Source organism: Rhizobium sp. 57MFTsu3.2, assembly GCF_012932765.1.
In the GTDB taxonomy this organism is placed as follows: Bacteria; Pseudomonadota; Alphaproteobacteria; order Rhizobiales; family Rhizobiaceae; genus Rhizobium; species Rhizobium altiplani.
The window spans coordinates 1-15552 of the sequence record NZ_JDWI01000055.1 but is presented as its reverse complement, the minus strand read 5'-3'; the positions used below and the strand labels follow the sequence as shown (position 1 = coordinate 15552).

Genomic DNA, 15552 nt, shown 5'->3' with positions numbered 1-15552 from the left:
AGGATGTCATGGTCAACCCGGTCGAAGAATTTCTCCAGGTCAACGTCCACGACAACCCGCCGTCCGGACTGCACGAACGATTGCGCCGCCAGGACGGCATCGTGTGCACTCCTTCCAGGACGGAAGCCGTAGCTGTGCTGACTAAAAGTCGGATCAAGAATAGGCTGGAGNACTTGCAGGAGCGCCTGTTGGATCAGACGGTCCAGCACCGTGGGGATGCCAAGCTCGCGCTCGCCGCCCCCTGGCTTCGGGATCATCACCCGACGCACCGGCTGTGGCCGGTACGTCCCCTCCCGCAGGCTGTCGCGGATGGCAGGCCAAGAGATGCGTAGCATTGCGGCCGTCTGGTCAATGTCCAGACCGTCCGCGCCCGCCGCGCCTTTGTTGGCCCGCACCTCTTCCACGCCCGCAGAAGGTTCTCTCGCCGCAGGGCCACCTCAAGCAGCCCCGCGCCTGTGTCGTTCCCAATCCTCGGCGGGGGCTCGGCTTCGTCGCGACCGGAGCTCCGGCGGGCTTCCGGATTTACGCCACCGCCCATTGGTCACAAGAGCTTCGCGGTTTGTTGCCCGCTCGCCCTGGTCGGCATCGCCTCATATCCGGTTCTTGTCCATCGGCCCGCAGGTTCGATCCACGCTTCCTCCCCACGGTTGGTCACCCTGCCGCAGTTGCGCTTCACTTCGCTCGATGTGACCAGCTTACGGTGGGACTTCCACCCACAAGAATGCGCCCATGCTGGGCGCACAACAAAAAGCCGCCCGGATCGCTCCGGGCGGCTTCTCAATTCTTAAGACCAAGCTGCCGATTATTCGGCAGCCGGTGCGCTCTCGCCTGCGAGATCCTGCAGCATCGGCGTGGCGACATCGGCGCCCGTGCCCTTGCGGCGTTCCTCGAGGATCAACTCGTCGCGCGAGGTCGCGATGCGACGGATCTGGGTCATCGTGCCACCGGTACCGGCGGGGATCAGACGACCGACGATGACGTTTTCCTTCAGACCCTGCAGACCGTCGGTCTTGCCGGCGATTGCAGCTTCCGTCAGCACCTTCGTCGTTTCCTGGAAGGACGCGGCGGAGATGAACGACGGGGTCTGCAGCGACGCCTTGGTGATACCCAGCAGAACCGGATCGCCATAAGCAGGCTTCTTGCCCTGTTCGATCAGCGCATCGTTGACGTCTTCGAGCTCGATACGGTCGACGTTGTCGCCGACGATGTAAGTCGAGTCGCCTGCATCGGTGATTTCCACCTTCTGCAGCATCTGACGGACAATCACTTCGATGTGCTTGTCGTTGATGACAACGCCCTGCAAGCGATAGACTTCCTGGATTTCGTTGACCAGGTACGAAGCGAGTGCTTCGACGCCCTTGATCGCCAGGATGTCGTGCGGAGCCGGGTTACCGTCGAGGATGTAGTCACCCTTCTCGATGTAGTCGCCTTCCTGAAGGTGGAAGGGCTTGCCCTTCGGGATCAGGTATTCGACAGGCTCGACACCGTCTTCCGCCGGCTCGATGATGACGCGACGCTTATTCTTGTAGTCGCGGCCGAGGCGGATCGTACCATCGATCTCAGCGATGATGGCGTGGTCCTTTGGACGACGAGCTTCGAACAGTTCGGCAACGCGCGGCAGACCGCCGGTGATGTCCTTGGTCTTGGCGCTTTCGAGCGGCGAACGTGCAAGCACGTCACCCTGAGACACCTTCTGACCCGGCTCGACCGACAGGATCGCGTCGACCGAGAGCAGGAAGCGGGCGTCACCACCACGGGACAGCTTCATGACATTGCCGCTGGCATCCTTGATGACGATTGCCGGCTTGAGGTCCGAACCACGCGGGGTCGAACGCCAGTCGATAACCTGACGCTTTGTGATGCCAGTGGATTCGTCGGTCGCTTCGAGAACCGAGAGACCGTCGACGACGTCTTCGAACTGAACGGTACCGGCCACTTCCGTCATCATCGGACGGGTGTAGGGGTCCCACTCTGCCAGACGCTGACCGCGCTTGACCTTGTCGCCATCGTCGACATGCAGCTTCGAACCATAGGCGACGCGCTGCGAGGAGCGCTCGACACCACGCTCGTCCAGGATCTGGACGGTCATATTACGGCCCATGGCAACGAGGTTGCCATCCGAGTTGCGCAGCAGGTTGCGGTTCTTGATCTGAACCGTACCTTCGTACGAGGCTTCCAGGAACGACTGGTCAACCACGGTTGCCGTGCCACCAAGGTGGAACGTACGCATGGTGAGCTGCGTGCCCGGCTCGCCGATCGACTGAGCAGCGATAACACCGACTGCTTCACCCATGTTGACCGGGGTACCGCGTGCAAGGTCACGACCGTAGCAGACCGAGCAGACGCCCGTCTGGATTTCGCAGGTCAGTGCCGAACGGATACGGATCGACTGGATACCAGCCTTCTCGATCTCGATGACATCGGGCTCGAGGATCATCTTGCCGGCATCGACGATACGCTCGCCAGTGACCGGATGATCGATATCATCAAGGGCGGTACGGCCGAGGATACGAGCACCGAGCGACGCAACGACCTGACCGGCATCAACGATGGCGGTCATGGTCAGGCCCTTGTCGGTGCCGCAATCGACCGAGTTGACGATGCAATCCTGGGCGACGTCGACGAGACGACGGGTCAGGTAACCGGAGTTCGCGGTCTTCAAGGCAGTGTCTGCCAGACCCTTACGGGCGCCGTGCGTCGAGTTGAAGTACTCGTTGACGGTCAGGCCTTCCTTGAAGTTCGACGTGATCGGCGTTTCGATGATTTCGCCCGACGGCTTGGCCATGAGGCCGCGCATGCCGCCCAGCTGACGCATCTGGTTCGGAGAACCACGAGCGCCCGAGTGGGACATCATATAGATGGCGTTCATTGGCTTCTGACGACCGGTGTTCGGATCGAATTCGACGGCCTTAATGCGGGCCATCATGTCTTCGGCAACCTTTTCGGTGGCCTTGCCCCAGGCGTCGACAACCTTGTTGTACTTTTCGCCCTGCGTGATCAGACCGTCATTGTACTGCTGCTCGTATTCCTTCACCAGGTTTTCGGTGTCGGCAACGATCTTCGCCTTGGTTTCCGGAATGACCATGTCGTCCTTGCCGAACGAAATGCCGGCGCGGCAGGCATGGGTGAAGCCGAGCTGCATGATGCGGTCGCAGAAAATGACCGTGTCCTTCTGGCCGCAATGGCGGTAGACCGCGTCGATCATCTTGGAGATGTTCTTCTTGGTCATTTCCTGGTTGCAGACGTCGAAGGTCACCTTGCCGTTCTTCGGCAGGAGTTCGCCGATGAGCAAGCGGCCCGGAGTCGTTTCATAGATCTTCGAGTACGGCTTGCCGTCCTCGTCGACCGACTTGAAGCGGCCGCGGATCTTGGTGTGCAGCGTCACGACCTTGTTTTCGAGCGCGTGATGCAGCTCGCCGAGGTCGGAGAAGGCCATGCCTTCGCCCGGCTCGTTCTGGTTCATGATCGAGAGGTAGTACAGGCCGAGAACCATGTCCTGCGACGGAACAATGATCGGTGCACCGTTGGCAGGGTGCAGGATGTTGTTCGTCGACATCATCAGAACGCGGGCTTCGAGCTGGGCTTCAAGCGACAGCGGCACGTGAACAGCCATCTGGTCACCGTCGAAGTCGGCGTTGAATGCCGTGCAGACGAGCGGGTGCAGCTGGATGGCCTTGCCTTCGACCAGCGTGGGTTCGAAGGCCTGGATTCCCAGGCGGTGCAGCGTCGGTGCGCGGTTCAGGAGAACCGGATGCTCGCGGATGACCTCGTCGAGGATATCCCAAACCTCAGGCTTTTCCTTTTCAACCAGCTTCTTGGCCTGCTTGACGGTCGAGGAGTAACCCTTGGCGTCGAGGCGGGCATAGATGAACGGCTTGAACAGCTCTAGCGCCATCTTCTTCGGAAGACCGCACTGGTGCAGCTTCAGTTCCGGACCGGTCACGATGACCGAGCGGCCGGAATAGTCGACGCGCTTGCCGAGCAGGTTCTGGCGGAAGCGGCCCTGCTTGCCCTTGAGCATGTCGGACAGCGACTTCAGCGGACGCTTATTGGCGCCGGTGATGACGCGGCCACGGCGGCCGTTGTCGAACAGCGCGTCCACAGATTCCTGCAGCATGCGCTTTTCGTTGCGGATGATGATGCCCGGAGCGCGCAGTTCGATCAGGCGCTTCAGACGGTTGTTACGGTTGATGACGCGGCGGTACAGATCGTTCAGGTCCGACGTCGCGAAACGGCCGCCGTCGAGCGGAACGAGCGGACGCAGATCCGGCGGGATCACCGGAACGACCTTCATGATCATCCATTCCGGGCGGTTGCCGGATTCCATGAAGTTCTCGACGATCTTCAAGCGCTTCATCAGCTTCTTCTGCTTGAGGTCCGACGTGGTGTCGGCAAGCTCGGAACGCAGATCGCCAGCGATCTTCTCAAGGTTCATCGATGCCAGCATCTCGTAGATGGCTTCAGCACCGATCATGGCCGTGAACTGGTCTTCGCCGTATTCGTCAACGGCGAGCATGTACTCTTCTTCTGTCAGGAGCTGGTGCTCCTTGAGCGCGGTCAGGCCCGGCTCGGTGACGATGTAGTGTTCGAAGTAGAGAACGCGCTCGACATCCTTCAGCGTCATGTCGAGCAGCGTAGAAATGCGGCTCGGCAGCGACTTCAGGAACCAGATGTGGGCAACGGGAGCGGCGAGCTCGATATGGCCCATGCGCTCACGGCGAACGCGCGACAGCGTGACTTCAACGCCGCACTTTTCGCAGATGATGCCCTTGTACTTCATGCGCTTGTACTTACCGCAAAGGCACTCGTAGTCCTTGATCGGTCCGAAGATGCGCGCGCAGAAGAGACCGTCGCGTTCCGGCTTGAACGTGCGGTAGTTGATGGTTTCCGGCTTCTTGATCTCACCGTAAGACCAGGAAAGAATCTTCTCCGGAGAAGCAATCGAAATCCGGATGGAATCGAAGTTCTGTGCAGGCACCTGCGGATTGAAAAGATTCATGACCTCTTGGTTCATGCCTGTCTCCTTCATGGGCGGATGCGCCCTTATCTTGCATGGACGGCGGCAAATCCCGGGAGCCGCGCCAACGCTCAAAACGACAATAACCGCAGAATGCGGCGAAATCGTCCCTGCCCGGCCGACACGTAAGGGGCCAGAGCGGGAACGGTGTGCGCTGCGTTACAGCGCACACCCTATCGGTGGTTACTCGGCAGCGTCCGGCAACTGGCTGGCCTGCTGCTCCTCGACCTTCGAATTCTCGAGTTCGACGGAGAGACCAAGCGAGCGCATTTCCTTGACGAGAACGTTGAAGCTTTCCGGAATACCGGCTTCGAACGTATCGTCGCCACGGACGATGGCTTCGTAGACCTTGGTACGGCCGGCAACGTCGTCCGACTTGACCGTGAGCATTTCCTGCAGCGTGTAGGCTGCACCGTATGCTTCCAGAGCCCAGACTTCCATTTCGCCGAAGCGCTGACCGCCGAACTGCGCCTTGCCGCCCAGCGGCTGCTGGGTAACGAGCGAGTAAGGACCGATCGAACGAGCGTGGATCTTGTCGTCGACCAGGTGGTTCAGCTTGATCATGTACATGTAGCCGACGGTGACCTTGCGGTCGAAGGGCTCGCCGGTACGGCCGTCGTACAGAACCGACTGACCGGACTCGTGCAGACCTGCCTTCTTCAGCATCGAGGCAACGTCAGGCTCATGCGCACCGTCGAAGACCGGCGTTGCGATGGAGACGCCCCTGCGGGACTGTTCAGCCAGCTTGACGAGCGATGCATCGTCAAAGTTGGCGACTTCGTCCTTGGCCTGCGACGCGTAGACTTCCGTCAGTTCCGTCTTCAGGTCGGTGATGTCCATCGTCTTGCGGTATTCGTCGAGCAGTTCGCCGATCTTCTTACCCATGCCGGCGCAAGCCCAGGCAAGGTGGGTTTCGAGGATCTGCCCGACGTTCATGCGCGAAGGCACGCCCAGCGGGTTCAAGCAGATGTCGACATGCGTACCGTCTTCGAGGAACGGCATATCCTCGACAGGCACAATGCGCGAGACGACGCCCTTGTTGCCGTGACGGCCGGCCATCTTGTCGCCCGGCTGGATCTTGCGCTTAACAGCAACGAAGACCTTGACCATCTTCATGACGCCGGGAGGCATTTCGTCGCCGCGCTGAACCTTCTCGACCTTGTCCATGAAGCGCTGTTCGAGGCGCGACTTGGATTCGTCGTACTGGCCGCGGAGAGCTTCGAGTTCGCCCTGGACCTTCTCGTCCTCGACAGCGAACATCCACCACTGCGAGCGAGGATATTCCGAGACGACGGCGTTCGAAAGCTCCGTGCCCTTTTTGAAGCCCTTCGGGCCGGCGATTGCGACCTGGCCGCGCAGCATGTCGACCAGACGGCCGTAGACGTTACGATCGAGGATCGCCTGCTCGTCGTCGCGGTCCTTTGCAAGACGCTCGATCTCTTCGCGCTCGATCGCCATCGCGCGCTCGTCCTTTTCAACGCCGTGGCGGTTGAAGACGCGCACTTCGACGATCGTCCCGTAGGTGCCGGGCGGCATACGCATGGACGTATCGCGAACGTCGGAAGCCTTTTCACCGAAGATGGCGCGCAGAAGCTTTTCTTCCGGCGTCATCGGGCTCTCACCCTTCGGCGTGATCTTGCCGACGAGAATGTCACCGGGCTGAACTTCGGCGCCGATATAGACGATGCCGGCTTCGTCCAGGTTCTTCAGCGCTTCTTCCGAGACGTTCGGAATGTCGCGCGTGATTTCTTCCGGACCAAGCTTGGTGTCACGCGCCATCACTTCGAATTCTTCGATGTGGATGGAGGTGAACACGTCGTCAGCAACGATCCGCTCGGACATTAGGATCGAGTCTTCGTAGTTGTAACCGTTCCACGGCATGAACGCGACGAGCGCGTTACGGCCGAGAGCAAGGTCGCCCAGGTCCGTCGACGGACCGTCGGCGAGGATGTCGCCGCGGTTGACAACGTCACCCACGGTGACCAGCGGACGCTGGTTGACGCAGGTGTTCTGGTTCGAACGCTGGAACTTCTGCAGGCGGTAGATATCGACACCGGACTTGCCAGCTTCGAGGTCTTCCGTCGCACGGATAACGATACGCGTCGCGTCGACCTGGTCGACCACGCCGCCGCGACGGGCGCCGATAGCAGCACCGGAGTCGCGAGCGACGACCGGCTCCATGCCGGTGCCGACGAACGGAGCTTCAGCACGCAGCAGCGGAACGGCCTGACGCTGCATGTTCGAGCCCATGAGAGCGCGGTTGGCGTCGTCGTTTTCCAGGAACGGGATGAGAGCCGCTGCGACCGAAACAACCTGCTTCGGCGAAACGTCCATCAGGTTCATGCTGTCGCGCGGAGCGAGCATAACTTCGCCAGCATGACGGCAGACGACGAATTCGTCGGTGAAGGAACCATCGGCGCCAAGCTCGGCGTTTGCCTGTGCAACGTAGTACTTCGCTTCTTCCATGGCGGAGAGGTAAAGAACGTCGTTCGTCACCTTGCCATCAACGATGCGGCGGTACGGGCTTTCGATGAAGCCATACTTGTTGACGCGGGCGAAGGTCGCAAGCGAGTTGATCAGACCGATGTTCGGGCCTTCCGGCGTTTCGATCGGGCAAATGCGGCCGTAGTGGGTCGGATGAACGTCGCGGACTTCAAAGCCTGCGCGCTCGCGCGTCAGACCACCCGGGCCAAGAGCCGATAGACGACGCTTGTGGGTGATTTCCGAAAGCGGGTTCACTTGGTCCATGAACTGCGACAGCTGCGAGGAACCGAAGAATTCGCGAACGGCAGCAGCTGCCGGCTTCGCGTTGATCAGGTCCTGCGGCATGACCGTGTCGATTTCGATCGAGGACATACGTTCCTTGATCGCGCGCTCCATACGGAGCAGGCCGAGACGGTACTGGTTTTCCATCAATTCGCCGACAGAGCGAACACGACGGTTGCCTAGGTTGTCGATGTCGTCGATTTCGCCCTTGCCGTCGCGCAGTTCGACCAACATCTTGACCACGGCCAGGATGTCGTCCTTGCGCAGGATGCGGACGGTGTCTTCGACGTCGAGGTCGAGACGCATGTTCATCTTGACGCGGCCAACGGCGGAGAGGTCGTAGCGCTCCGCATCGAAGAACAGCGAGTTGAACATGGCTTCAGCCGAGTCCATTGTCGGCGGTTCACCCGGACGCATGACGCGGTAGATGTCGAACAGAGCGTCCTGGCGGTTCTCGTTCTTGTCCGCCGTCAGCGTGTTGCGGATATAGGCGCCGACGTTGATGTGGTCGATGCCGAGGACCGGGATCTCGTCGAAACCGTTCTGGAGAATGATCGGAAGGGTCTTCTCATCGATCTCGTCGCCGGCCTCGAGGTAGATTTCACCTGTCGAGTAGTTGACGATGTCCTCGGCGAGGTAGTTGCCGTACAGATCTTCGTCGGTCGCCTTCAGAGCCTTGAGGCCCTTGTCAGCGAGCTGACGGAGCAGACGCGGAGTCAGCTTTTTGCCGGCTTCGACAACGACTTCACCGGTGTCGGCGTCAACCATTTCGGTGATTGCCTTGGCACCCTTGAGGGTCTCCGGCGTAAACGGAATACGCCAGCCCTTGCCGTCGCGCTGATAGTCGGACTTCGTGTAGAAGGTCGACAGGATCTCTTCGCCGTCCATGCCGAGCGCCATAAGCAGCGAGGTCACGGGGATCTTGCGGCGACGATCGATACGGGCATAGACGATGTCCTTGGCGTCGAACTCGATGTCGAGCCAGGAACCGCGGTACGGGATCACGCGGGCAGCGAAAAGCAGCTTGCCGGAAGAATGGCTCTTGCCCTTGTCGTGATCGAAGAAGACGCCCGGCGAACGGTGCATCTGGGACACGATAACGCGCTCGGTGCCGTTGACGATGAACGTACCGTTGTTGGTCATGAGCGGCATGTCGCCCATGTAGACCGACTGCTCCTTGATGTCCTTGATGGACTTCGCACCCGTATCTTCGTCGATATCGAACACGATCAGACGGAGAGTGACCTTCAGCGGCGCGGCGTAGGTCAGGTCGCGCTGACGGCATTCATCGACGTCGAACTTTGGCGGTTCGAATTCATAAGACACGAATTCCAGCATGGAAGCGCCGGAGAAATCCGTGATCGGGAAAACGGACTTGAAGACAGCCTGAAGGCCTTCGTCAGGGCGACCGCCCTTGGGCTCTTCAACCATCAGGAATTGATCATACGATGCCTTTTGAACCTCGATGAGGTTCGGCATTTCTGTGACTTCGGGGATCTTACCGAAAAACTTGCGTACGCGCCTACGACCATTGAACGAAAGGGTCTGAGCCATCGTCGCTCCTTCAAAATTGCATCCGGGCCTGCAACGGACGGGAACCGATGGCCAGTCGACCCCGTCAATCATGAGTAGTTCAATCTCGTCTCACTTCCCGAAATGCGAGGCCGGATTGCCTTCGCGTCTCGGTTCGAGACCATCCTCTTGAAGAACCCATTACCCAAAAGCCGTTTTCACGCGGCTTTTGGGTAATTCGTTCAACGAAACGACAAATGGGAGGCGGGAAATCCCACCCCCCAGATGTAGTTCAAGATTACTTAACGTCGACCTTAGCGCCGGCGTCTTCAAGCTTCTTCTTGATGTCGGCAGCTTCAGCCTTGGAAACGGCTTCCTTGACAGCCTTCGGAGCGCCTTCGACGAGGTCCTTGGCTTCCTTGAGGCCGAGGCCGGTGATGCCACGAACTTCCTTGATGACGTTGATCTTGTTAGCGCCGGCATCCGTGAGGATGACGTCGAACTCGGTCTTTTCTTCTTCAGCAGCAGCAGCAGCGCCTGCACCGCCAGCAACAGCAGCAACAGCTACCGGAGCAGCAGCGGAAACGCCCCACTTTTCTTCGAGAAGCTTGGACAGTTCTGCAGCTTCCAGAACGGTCAGCGAGGAGAGGTCGTCTACGATCTTTGCGAGATCAGCCATGTTATCAGTTCCTTTTGTTCGGTTCGAACCGGTTGTTTATAAACAGCAAAAAACCGCCTTATGCGGCTTCGTCCTTCTTGGCGTAAGCCGAAAACACGCGAGCAAGCTGGCTTGCCGGTGCTGCAACAACGCCTGCGATGCGGGTAGCCGGAGTCTGGATCATGCCCAGCAGCTTCGCGCGCAGTTCGTCCAACGACGGCAGGGTCGCAAGCGACTTGACTGCATCAGCGTTGAGCGTCGTTGTTCCCATGGCGCCGCCCAAAACAACGATCTTATCGTTGGTCTTGGCGAAATCCACGACGACTTTCGGAGCGGTGATCGGGTCATTGCTGTAAGCAATGAGCGTCTGACCGGTGAAGAGACCAGAGATCCCTTCCGCTTCCGTACCCTGAAGGGCGATTTTGGCCAGGCGGTTCTTCGCGACTTTGACGGTACCGCCAGCTGCGCGCATCTTGGAACGGAAGTCGTTCATCTGCGCGACTGTAGCACCAGCATAGTGGGCCACGACAACCGAGCCCGAAGCCTTGAAGACTTCGTTCAGTTCCGTGACGAATTCGCGTTTTTCCGCTCTTTCCACTGCCTATCTCCAGTTGGCAGGACCTTTTTGACGGGCCCCACCGGGTTGCCTTTTGCCTCCTGGGATCAGAAGCGATCCCAAGCGACGCTTGAGGATCCTGTCCCCTCGCGCTTCGCGCCAAAGAAAGGCCGAAGGCACAAGGCATCCAAGGCTCGAACCAAATTCCTAGAAGCAGAACTTCATGCAATTCGGGTCTTACCCGTCTCATGCAGGCCAAGTGATTAAGGGAAAACCACCTGCAATCTCGGACAGGATTCCGGATTTCTCCGGAATACTCCGGCCCCTTTCGAGGCCGGAATTCTTTAGCCGGGCCGAAGCCCAGCGAAACTTACTTAAGCGGCCGTAACAGACGACGGGTCGATCTTGACGCCCGGGCCCATAGTCGAAGAGATCGCTACGCGCTTGACATAGTTGCCCTTCGCGCCAGCCGGCTTCGCCTTGATGACAGCGTCAGCGAAGGCACGGATGTTTTCTTCCAGAGCCTTGGCATCGAAGGATGCCTTGCCAACGCCAGCGTGAACGATACCAGCCTTTTCGACGCGGAACTCGACAGCGCCGCCCTTGGATGCCTTGACAGCACCGGCAACGTCCATCGTAACGGTACCAACCTTCGGGTTCGGCATCATACCACGCGGGCCGAGAACCTTACCGAGGCGGCCGACGAGCGGCATCATGTCCGGGGTCGCGATGCAGCGATCGAAATCGATCTTGCCGCCCTGGACGATTTCGACGAGCTCTTCAGCACCGACGACATCTGCGCCAGCAGCCTTGGCTTCGTCAGCCTTGGCGCCGCGAGCAAAGACAGCAACGCGAACGTCGCGGCCCGTGCCGTTCGGCAGGTTGACAACGCCGCGGACCATCTGGTCTGCGTGACGCGGATCAACGCCGAGGTTCATGGCGACTTCGATGGTTTCATCGAACTTCGCGACCGCGCGCTCCTTGACCATACCAATGGCGAGAGTCAGAGCGTAGAGCTTCGTGGGATCAACACCTTCGTTGATCTTCTTCGTGCGCTTGCCAGCCATGGTCTTATCCTACCACTTCCAGGCCCATGGCGCGGGCAGAGCCCTCGATCATCGCCATTGCACCTTCGATATCCGCTGCGTTGAGATCCTTCATCTTGGCTTCGGCGATCGACTTGATCTGAGCCTTGGTGAGCTTTCCTGCGGTCGCGCCCTTGCCAGGCGTCTTCGAACCGGACTGGATCTTCGCTTCCTTCTTGAGGAAGTAGCTGACGGGCGGCTGCTTCATCGCGAAGGTGAAAGACTTGTCCTGGTAATAGGTAATGACGACCGGGATCGGCATACCCTTTTCCATTTCCTGCGTAGCGGCGTTGAACGCCTTGCAGAATTCCATGATGTTAATGCCACGCTGACCAAGCGCCGGGCCGATTGGCGGGGACGGGTTTGCCGATCCTGCCTTGACCTGAAGCTTGAGCTGGCCTGCAACTTTCTTAGCCATATCTCTCTGCCTTTCATTGATGGCCGGTTACCCGACCAAGATGCCGGATCGCTCCGGCGGCTGCGGTTGCGTGGTTCGGATCCCGGGCCCGGCTAAGACCCCTCACCTTCCACGCGGTTCGCGGCTTGCGCCGCGGACGATCAGACCTTTTCGACCTGAGCGTATTCCAGTTCGACCGGTGTAGCGCGGCCGAAGATCGACACTTCCACCTTCAGGCGCGAACGCTCTTCGTCCACATCCTGGACCGTGCCATTGAACGAAGCGAACGGACCGTCGGAAACGCGGACCTGCTCGCCAATCTCGAAGGTAACAGATGCCTTCGGCCGCTCCACACCCTCCTGGACTTGACCGAGAATGCGCTCGGCTTCGGAATCCGGAATCGGAACGGGCTTGTTGTCGGAGCCGAGGAAGCCAGTGACCTTCGGCGTATTCTTGATCAGGTGGTAGGCCTCATCGGTCAGATCCGCACGAACCATGACATAGCCCGGGAAGAACTTTCGCTCGCTGTCGACCTTGCGACCGCGACGAACCTCAACCACCTTTTCGGTCGGGACGAGAATCTTTTCGAACAGGTGCTCGAGGCCCTTCTGACGAGCCTTATTCTCGATGTCTTCCGCGACCTTCTTCTCAAAATTAGAATATGCGTGGACGATATACCAACGTGCCGCCATGTTATATCTCCACCCGATCAGCTGCCAACGTTGAGCACAAAGCTCAGAACCCAGCCAATAAGCTGGTCCGCGGCAAAAAAGAACAGCGCGGCAAAGATCACCATTACAAGCACCATGACCGTGGAGATCATCGTCTCGCGGCGCGACGGCCAGGTAACTTTCAACGTCTCGGAGCGAACCTGCTGTAGAAACGCAAACGGATTAGTTTTGGATGCCATCGACTGCCCACGCAATTACGGCGCGTAAAGCTGAACATATCAGCCCCACGCACCGCGTGTCTGTTGAACCCTACATAAACATCGATTCCCAATTGCACAAGAGGGAAACCGAAGTTTAACGAACTTAGCCATACGTCGCCTTTCCGGCCGAACTGCTGCGAGATGTCCGCGCAACTCGTTCGAGAAAGATGGCAGGGGCAGAGGGGCTCGAACCCACGACCTGCGGTTTTGGAGACCGCCGCTCTACCAACTGAGCTATACCCCTTTACGCTTTACATTCAGCTTCTTGACCAGACCGGCCGCGAAGCGCAACTGCAAGCATGGCGCTCCTTTAAGGCGGCGGCGCAGGATTGGCAAGTGCGTTTTTCTATTTTTCCAATCCCGCGTCGCGGAAACGCCTGCGATCAGACTTTCACATATTTGCGCCAGTCGTGCTCTTCCTTGAAACCAAGCACTTCGCGGATCTTGCGGTTGGAGAGCAGGCCCTCGTATTCGCCGATTTCGCGTGTGAACGGCACATTCGGATAGAATCGCCTGGCGAGTTCCTTCGACGGCGTGTTGGCCGAGACGGTGTCGTTCGCGGCGTTGAAGACCTGGAAGCCCAAACCATCCTTCTCGGTGCAGAGGTGGCAGATCTGCCCGAGGTCGCGGGCGTCGATATAGCTCCAGGCGATGCGCTTGCGCATTTCGGGGTTGGCGAAATAGGTCGGAAACCTCTCGTACTCATGCGGCTCGATGACATTGCCGATGCGCAGCGCGTAGATGTCGAAACCCGAGCGTTCGGCAAAGGCACGCGCTGTCTTCTCGTTCACGACCTTGGAGAGACCGTAAGAATCCATCGGGTTGACGTCATAGTCTTCCTCCAGCGGAAACTGATGGAAGTCGCGATGGCCTTCCGCAAAGCAGACCCCATAGGTTGTCTCGCTGGAGGCAACGATGATCTTGCGGATGCCGAGCTTCACCGCGGCCTCGATGACATTGTAGGTGCCCATCGTGTTGATGCGGAACGTTTCGTTGTCGGGCTTGATGAGAATGCGCGGGATTGCCGCGAAATGCACCACGGCGTCGAAGGGTTGGACGCCCCTGCCCGCATCGAGGTCGGGAAAGTCGCGGTGCATCGAAAGCGCGTTGAAGATCTGGCCGCTGTCGGTGATATCGGCAATCAGGTTGGTCACGCCGGGGCTATCAAGCGGCACCAGATCGACGTTGTGAACCTCGTAGCCGGCGTTGACGAGCCACGGCACCGCATGGCGCCCTGCCTTGCCCGAACCACCTGTGAAGAGAATGCGCTTTTTCATCATGTCCTCCCTTATGAAATCGGAGGGATAGATAAAGGCTTTGCGTTCAAGCGCAAGGCCACTACCCGGCTTTGCGTTGTCACCAGACAGTGATGCCTAATTCAAATGACAGATACAGAAAGGGGCCCCGCTGTTTCCAGCGGAGCCCCTTCTTAGATCCGGATAAACCGAAGCTTACTCGACGATCGAGGCGACGATGCCGGCGCCGACGGTACGGCCGCCTTCGCGGATAGCGAAGCGCAGCTTTTCTTCCATCGCGATCGGAACGATCAGCTCGACGTCTACAGTGACGTTGTCGCCAGGCATGACCATTTCCGTGCCTTCCGGCAGGGTGACGATGCCGGTGACGTCCGTCGTGCGGAAGTAGAACTGCGGACGGTAGTTGGTGAAGAACGGCGTATGACGGCCGCCTTCTTCCTTCGTCAGGATGTAGGCTTCAGCCTTGAACTTCTTGTGCGGCTTGACAGAGCCCGGCTTGCACAGGATCTGACCACGCTCGACGCCGTCACGGTTCACACCGCGAACCAGAGCACCGATGTTGTCGCCAGCCTGGCCCTGGTCGAGCAGCTTACGGAACATTTCAACGCCGGTAACCGTCGTCTTCGAGGTCGGGCGGATGCCGACGATTTCGACTTCTTCGCCAACCTTGACGATACCGCGCTCGACGCGGCCGGTCACAACCGTACCACGGCCCGAGATCGAGAACACGTCTTCGATCGGCATCAGGAACGGCTGGTCGATCGGACGCTCAGGCGTTGGGATGTAGGCGTCAACAGCTGCCATCAGCTCGCGGATCGCGTCTTCGCCGATCTTCTTGTCGGAGTCTTCGAGAGCGGCAAGAGCCGAGCCCTTGATGACCGGAATGTCGTCGCCCGGGAAGTCGTAGGACGACAGAAGTTCGCGAACTTCGAGCTCGACGAGTTCGAGAAGCTCGGCGTCGTCAACCTGGTCGACCTTGTTGAGGAACACGACGATCGCCGGAACGCCAACCTGGCGAGCAAGCAGGATGTGCTCGCGGGTCTGCGGCATCGGGCCGTCGGCAGCCGAGCAAACCAGGATCGCGCCGTCCATCTGCGCAGCACCGGTGATCATGTTCTTGACGTAGTCGGCGTGGCCGGGGCAGTCAACGTGGGCATAGTGGCGGTTCGGGGTCTCGTATTCGACGTGTGCCGTCGAAATGGTGATGCCGCGAGCCTTTTCTTCCGGAGCCGCGTCGATCTGGTCGTACGCCTTGAACTCGCCGAAGTACTTCGTGATCGCTGCCGTCAGAGACGTCTTGCCGTGGTCAACGTGGCCGATCGTGCCGATGTTAACGTGCGGCTTGTTGCGCTCAAACTTACTCTTTGCCATTTG

10 protein-coding genes, 1 tRNA gene and 1 pseudogene are annotated in these 15552 nt (G+C 59.3%); all 12 read right to left on the bottom strand.

Going from position 1 to position 15552, the window contains the following annotated elements; genetic code table 11:
- Positions 1–469: pseudogene (locus AF71_RS32065) on the bottom strand (reverse transcriptase domain-containing protein); the annotation flags it as partial.
- Between the two features lie 333 nt (positions 470–802).
- Positions 803–5014 (bottom strand): DNA-directed RNA polymerase subunit beta', encoded by a 4212-nt coding sequence (gene rpoC, locus AF71_RS30385; RefSeq protein WP_018860304.1) that lies wholly within the window; start codon positions 5012–5014, stop codon positions 803–805.
- 186 nt (positions 5015–5200) lie between these two features.
- Positions 5201–9337, bottom strand: coding sequence for a DNA-directed RNA polymerase subunit beta (gene rpoB / locus AF71_RS30380; protein WP_018860303.1), 4137 nt, complete (start codon positions 9335–9337; stop codon positions 5201–5203).
- A gap of 256 nt (positions 9338–9593) precedes the next feature.
- Positions 9594–9974 (bottom strand): 50S ribosomal protein L7/L12, encoded by a 381-nt coding sequence (gene rplL / locus AF71_RS30375; RefSeq protein ID WP_018860302.1) that lies wholly within the window; start codon positions 9972–9974, stop codon positions 9594–9596.
- Positions 9975–10032: 58 nt separating this feature from the next.
- Entirely contained in the window at positions 10033–10551 is a 519-nt protein-coding gene (gene rplJ / locus AF71_RS30370) for a 50S ribosomal protein L10 (protein ID WP_016553543.1), read from the bottom strand.
- A 332-nt stretch (positions 10552–10883) separates the two neighbouring features.
- Positions 10884–11576 carry a 50S ribosomal protein L1 gene (rplA, locus tag AF71_RS30365; RefSeq protein WP_018860301.1) on the bottom strand — a complete coding sequence of 231 codons (693 nt, stop codon included), beginning with the start codon at positions 11574–11576 and terminating at the stop codon, positions 10884–10886.
- A gap of 4 nt (positions 11577–11580) precedes the next feature.
- Complete coding sequence (gene rplK, locus AF71_RS30360) at positions 11581–12012, bottom strand: 50S ribosomal protein L11 (RefSeq protein WP_007531592.1); 432 nt, start codon at positions 12010–12012, stop codon at positions 11581–11583.
- A gap of 140 nt (positions 12013–12152) precedes the next feature.
- On the bottom strand, positions 12153–12683 hold the full coding sequence (gene nusG / locus AF71_RS30355; protein WP_018860300.1) for a transcription termination/antitermination protein NusG: 531 nt from the start codon (positions 12681–12683) through the stop codon (positions 12153–12155).
- Positions 12684–12700: 17 nt separating this feature from the next.
- Complete coding sequence (gene secE / locus AF71_RS30350) at positions 12701–12901, bottom strand: preprotein translocase subunit SecE (protein ID WP_018860299.1); 201 nt, start codon at positions 12899–12901, stop codon at positions 12701–12703.
- A 189-nt stretch (positions 12902–13090) separates the two neighbouring features.
- A tRNA-Trp gene (locus AF71_RS30345) sits at positions 13091–13166 on the bottom strand.
- A gap of 139 nt (positions 13167–13305) precedes the next feature.
- Positions 13306–14199: an NAD(P)-dependent oxidoreductase gene (locus AF71_RS30340; RefSeq protein WP_018860298.1), complete on the bottom strand. Its 894-nt coding sequence runs from the start codon at positions 14197–14199 to the stop codon at positions 13306–13308.
- Between the two features lie 174 nt (positions 14200–14373).
- The gene (tuf, locus tag AF71_RS30335) at positions 14374–15549 is read right to left on the bottom strand and encodes an elongation factor Tu (RefSeq protein WP_018857113.1); all 1176 of its coding nucleotides are present in this window, start codon (positions 15547–15549) and stop codon (positions 14374–14376) included.
- Positions 15550–15552: the final 3 nt, after the last annotated feature.

Coding starts and splice junctions, on each gene's coding strand:
- rpoC (WP_018860304.1), bottom strand. CDS start 5,014: ATGAACCAAGAGGTCATGAATCTTTTCAATCCGCAGGTGCCTGCACAG.
- rpoB (WP_018860303.1), bottom strand. CDS start 9,337: ATGGCTCAGACCCTTTCGTTCAATGGTCGTAGGCGCGTACGCAAGTTT.
- rplL (WP_018860302.1), bottom strand. CDS start 9,974: ATGGCTGATCTCGCAAAGATCGTAGACGACCTCTCCTCGCTGACCGTT.
- rplA (WP_018860301.1), bottom strand. CDS start 11,576: ATGGCTGGCAAGCGCACGAAGAAGATCAACGAAGGTGTTGATCCCACG.
- rplK (WP_007531592.1), bottom strand. CDS start 12,012: ATGGCTAAGAAAGTTGCAGGCCAGCTCAAGCTTCAGGTCAAGGCAGGA.
- nusG (WP_018860300.1), bottom strand. CDS start 12,683: ATGGCGGCACGTTGGTATATCGTCCACGCATATTCTAATTTTGAGAAG.
- secE (WP_018860299.1), bottom strand. CDS start 12,901: ATGGCATCCAAAACTAATCCGTTTGCGTTTCTACAGCAGGTTCGCTCC.
- AF71_RS30340 (WP_018860298.1), bottom strand. CDS start 14,199: ATGAAAAAGCGCATTCTCTTCACAGGTGGTTCGGGCAAGGCAGGGCGC.
- tuf (WP_018857113.1), bottom strand. CDS start 15,549: ATGGCAAAGAGTAAGTTTGAGCGCAACAAGCCGCACGTTAACATCGGC.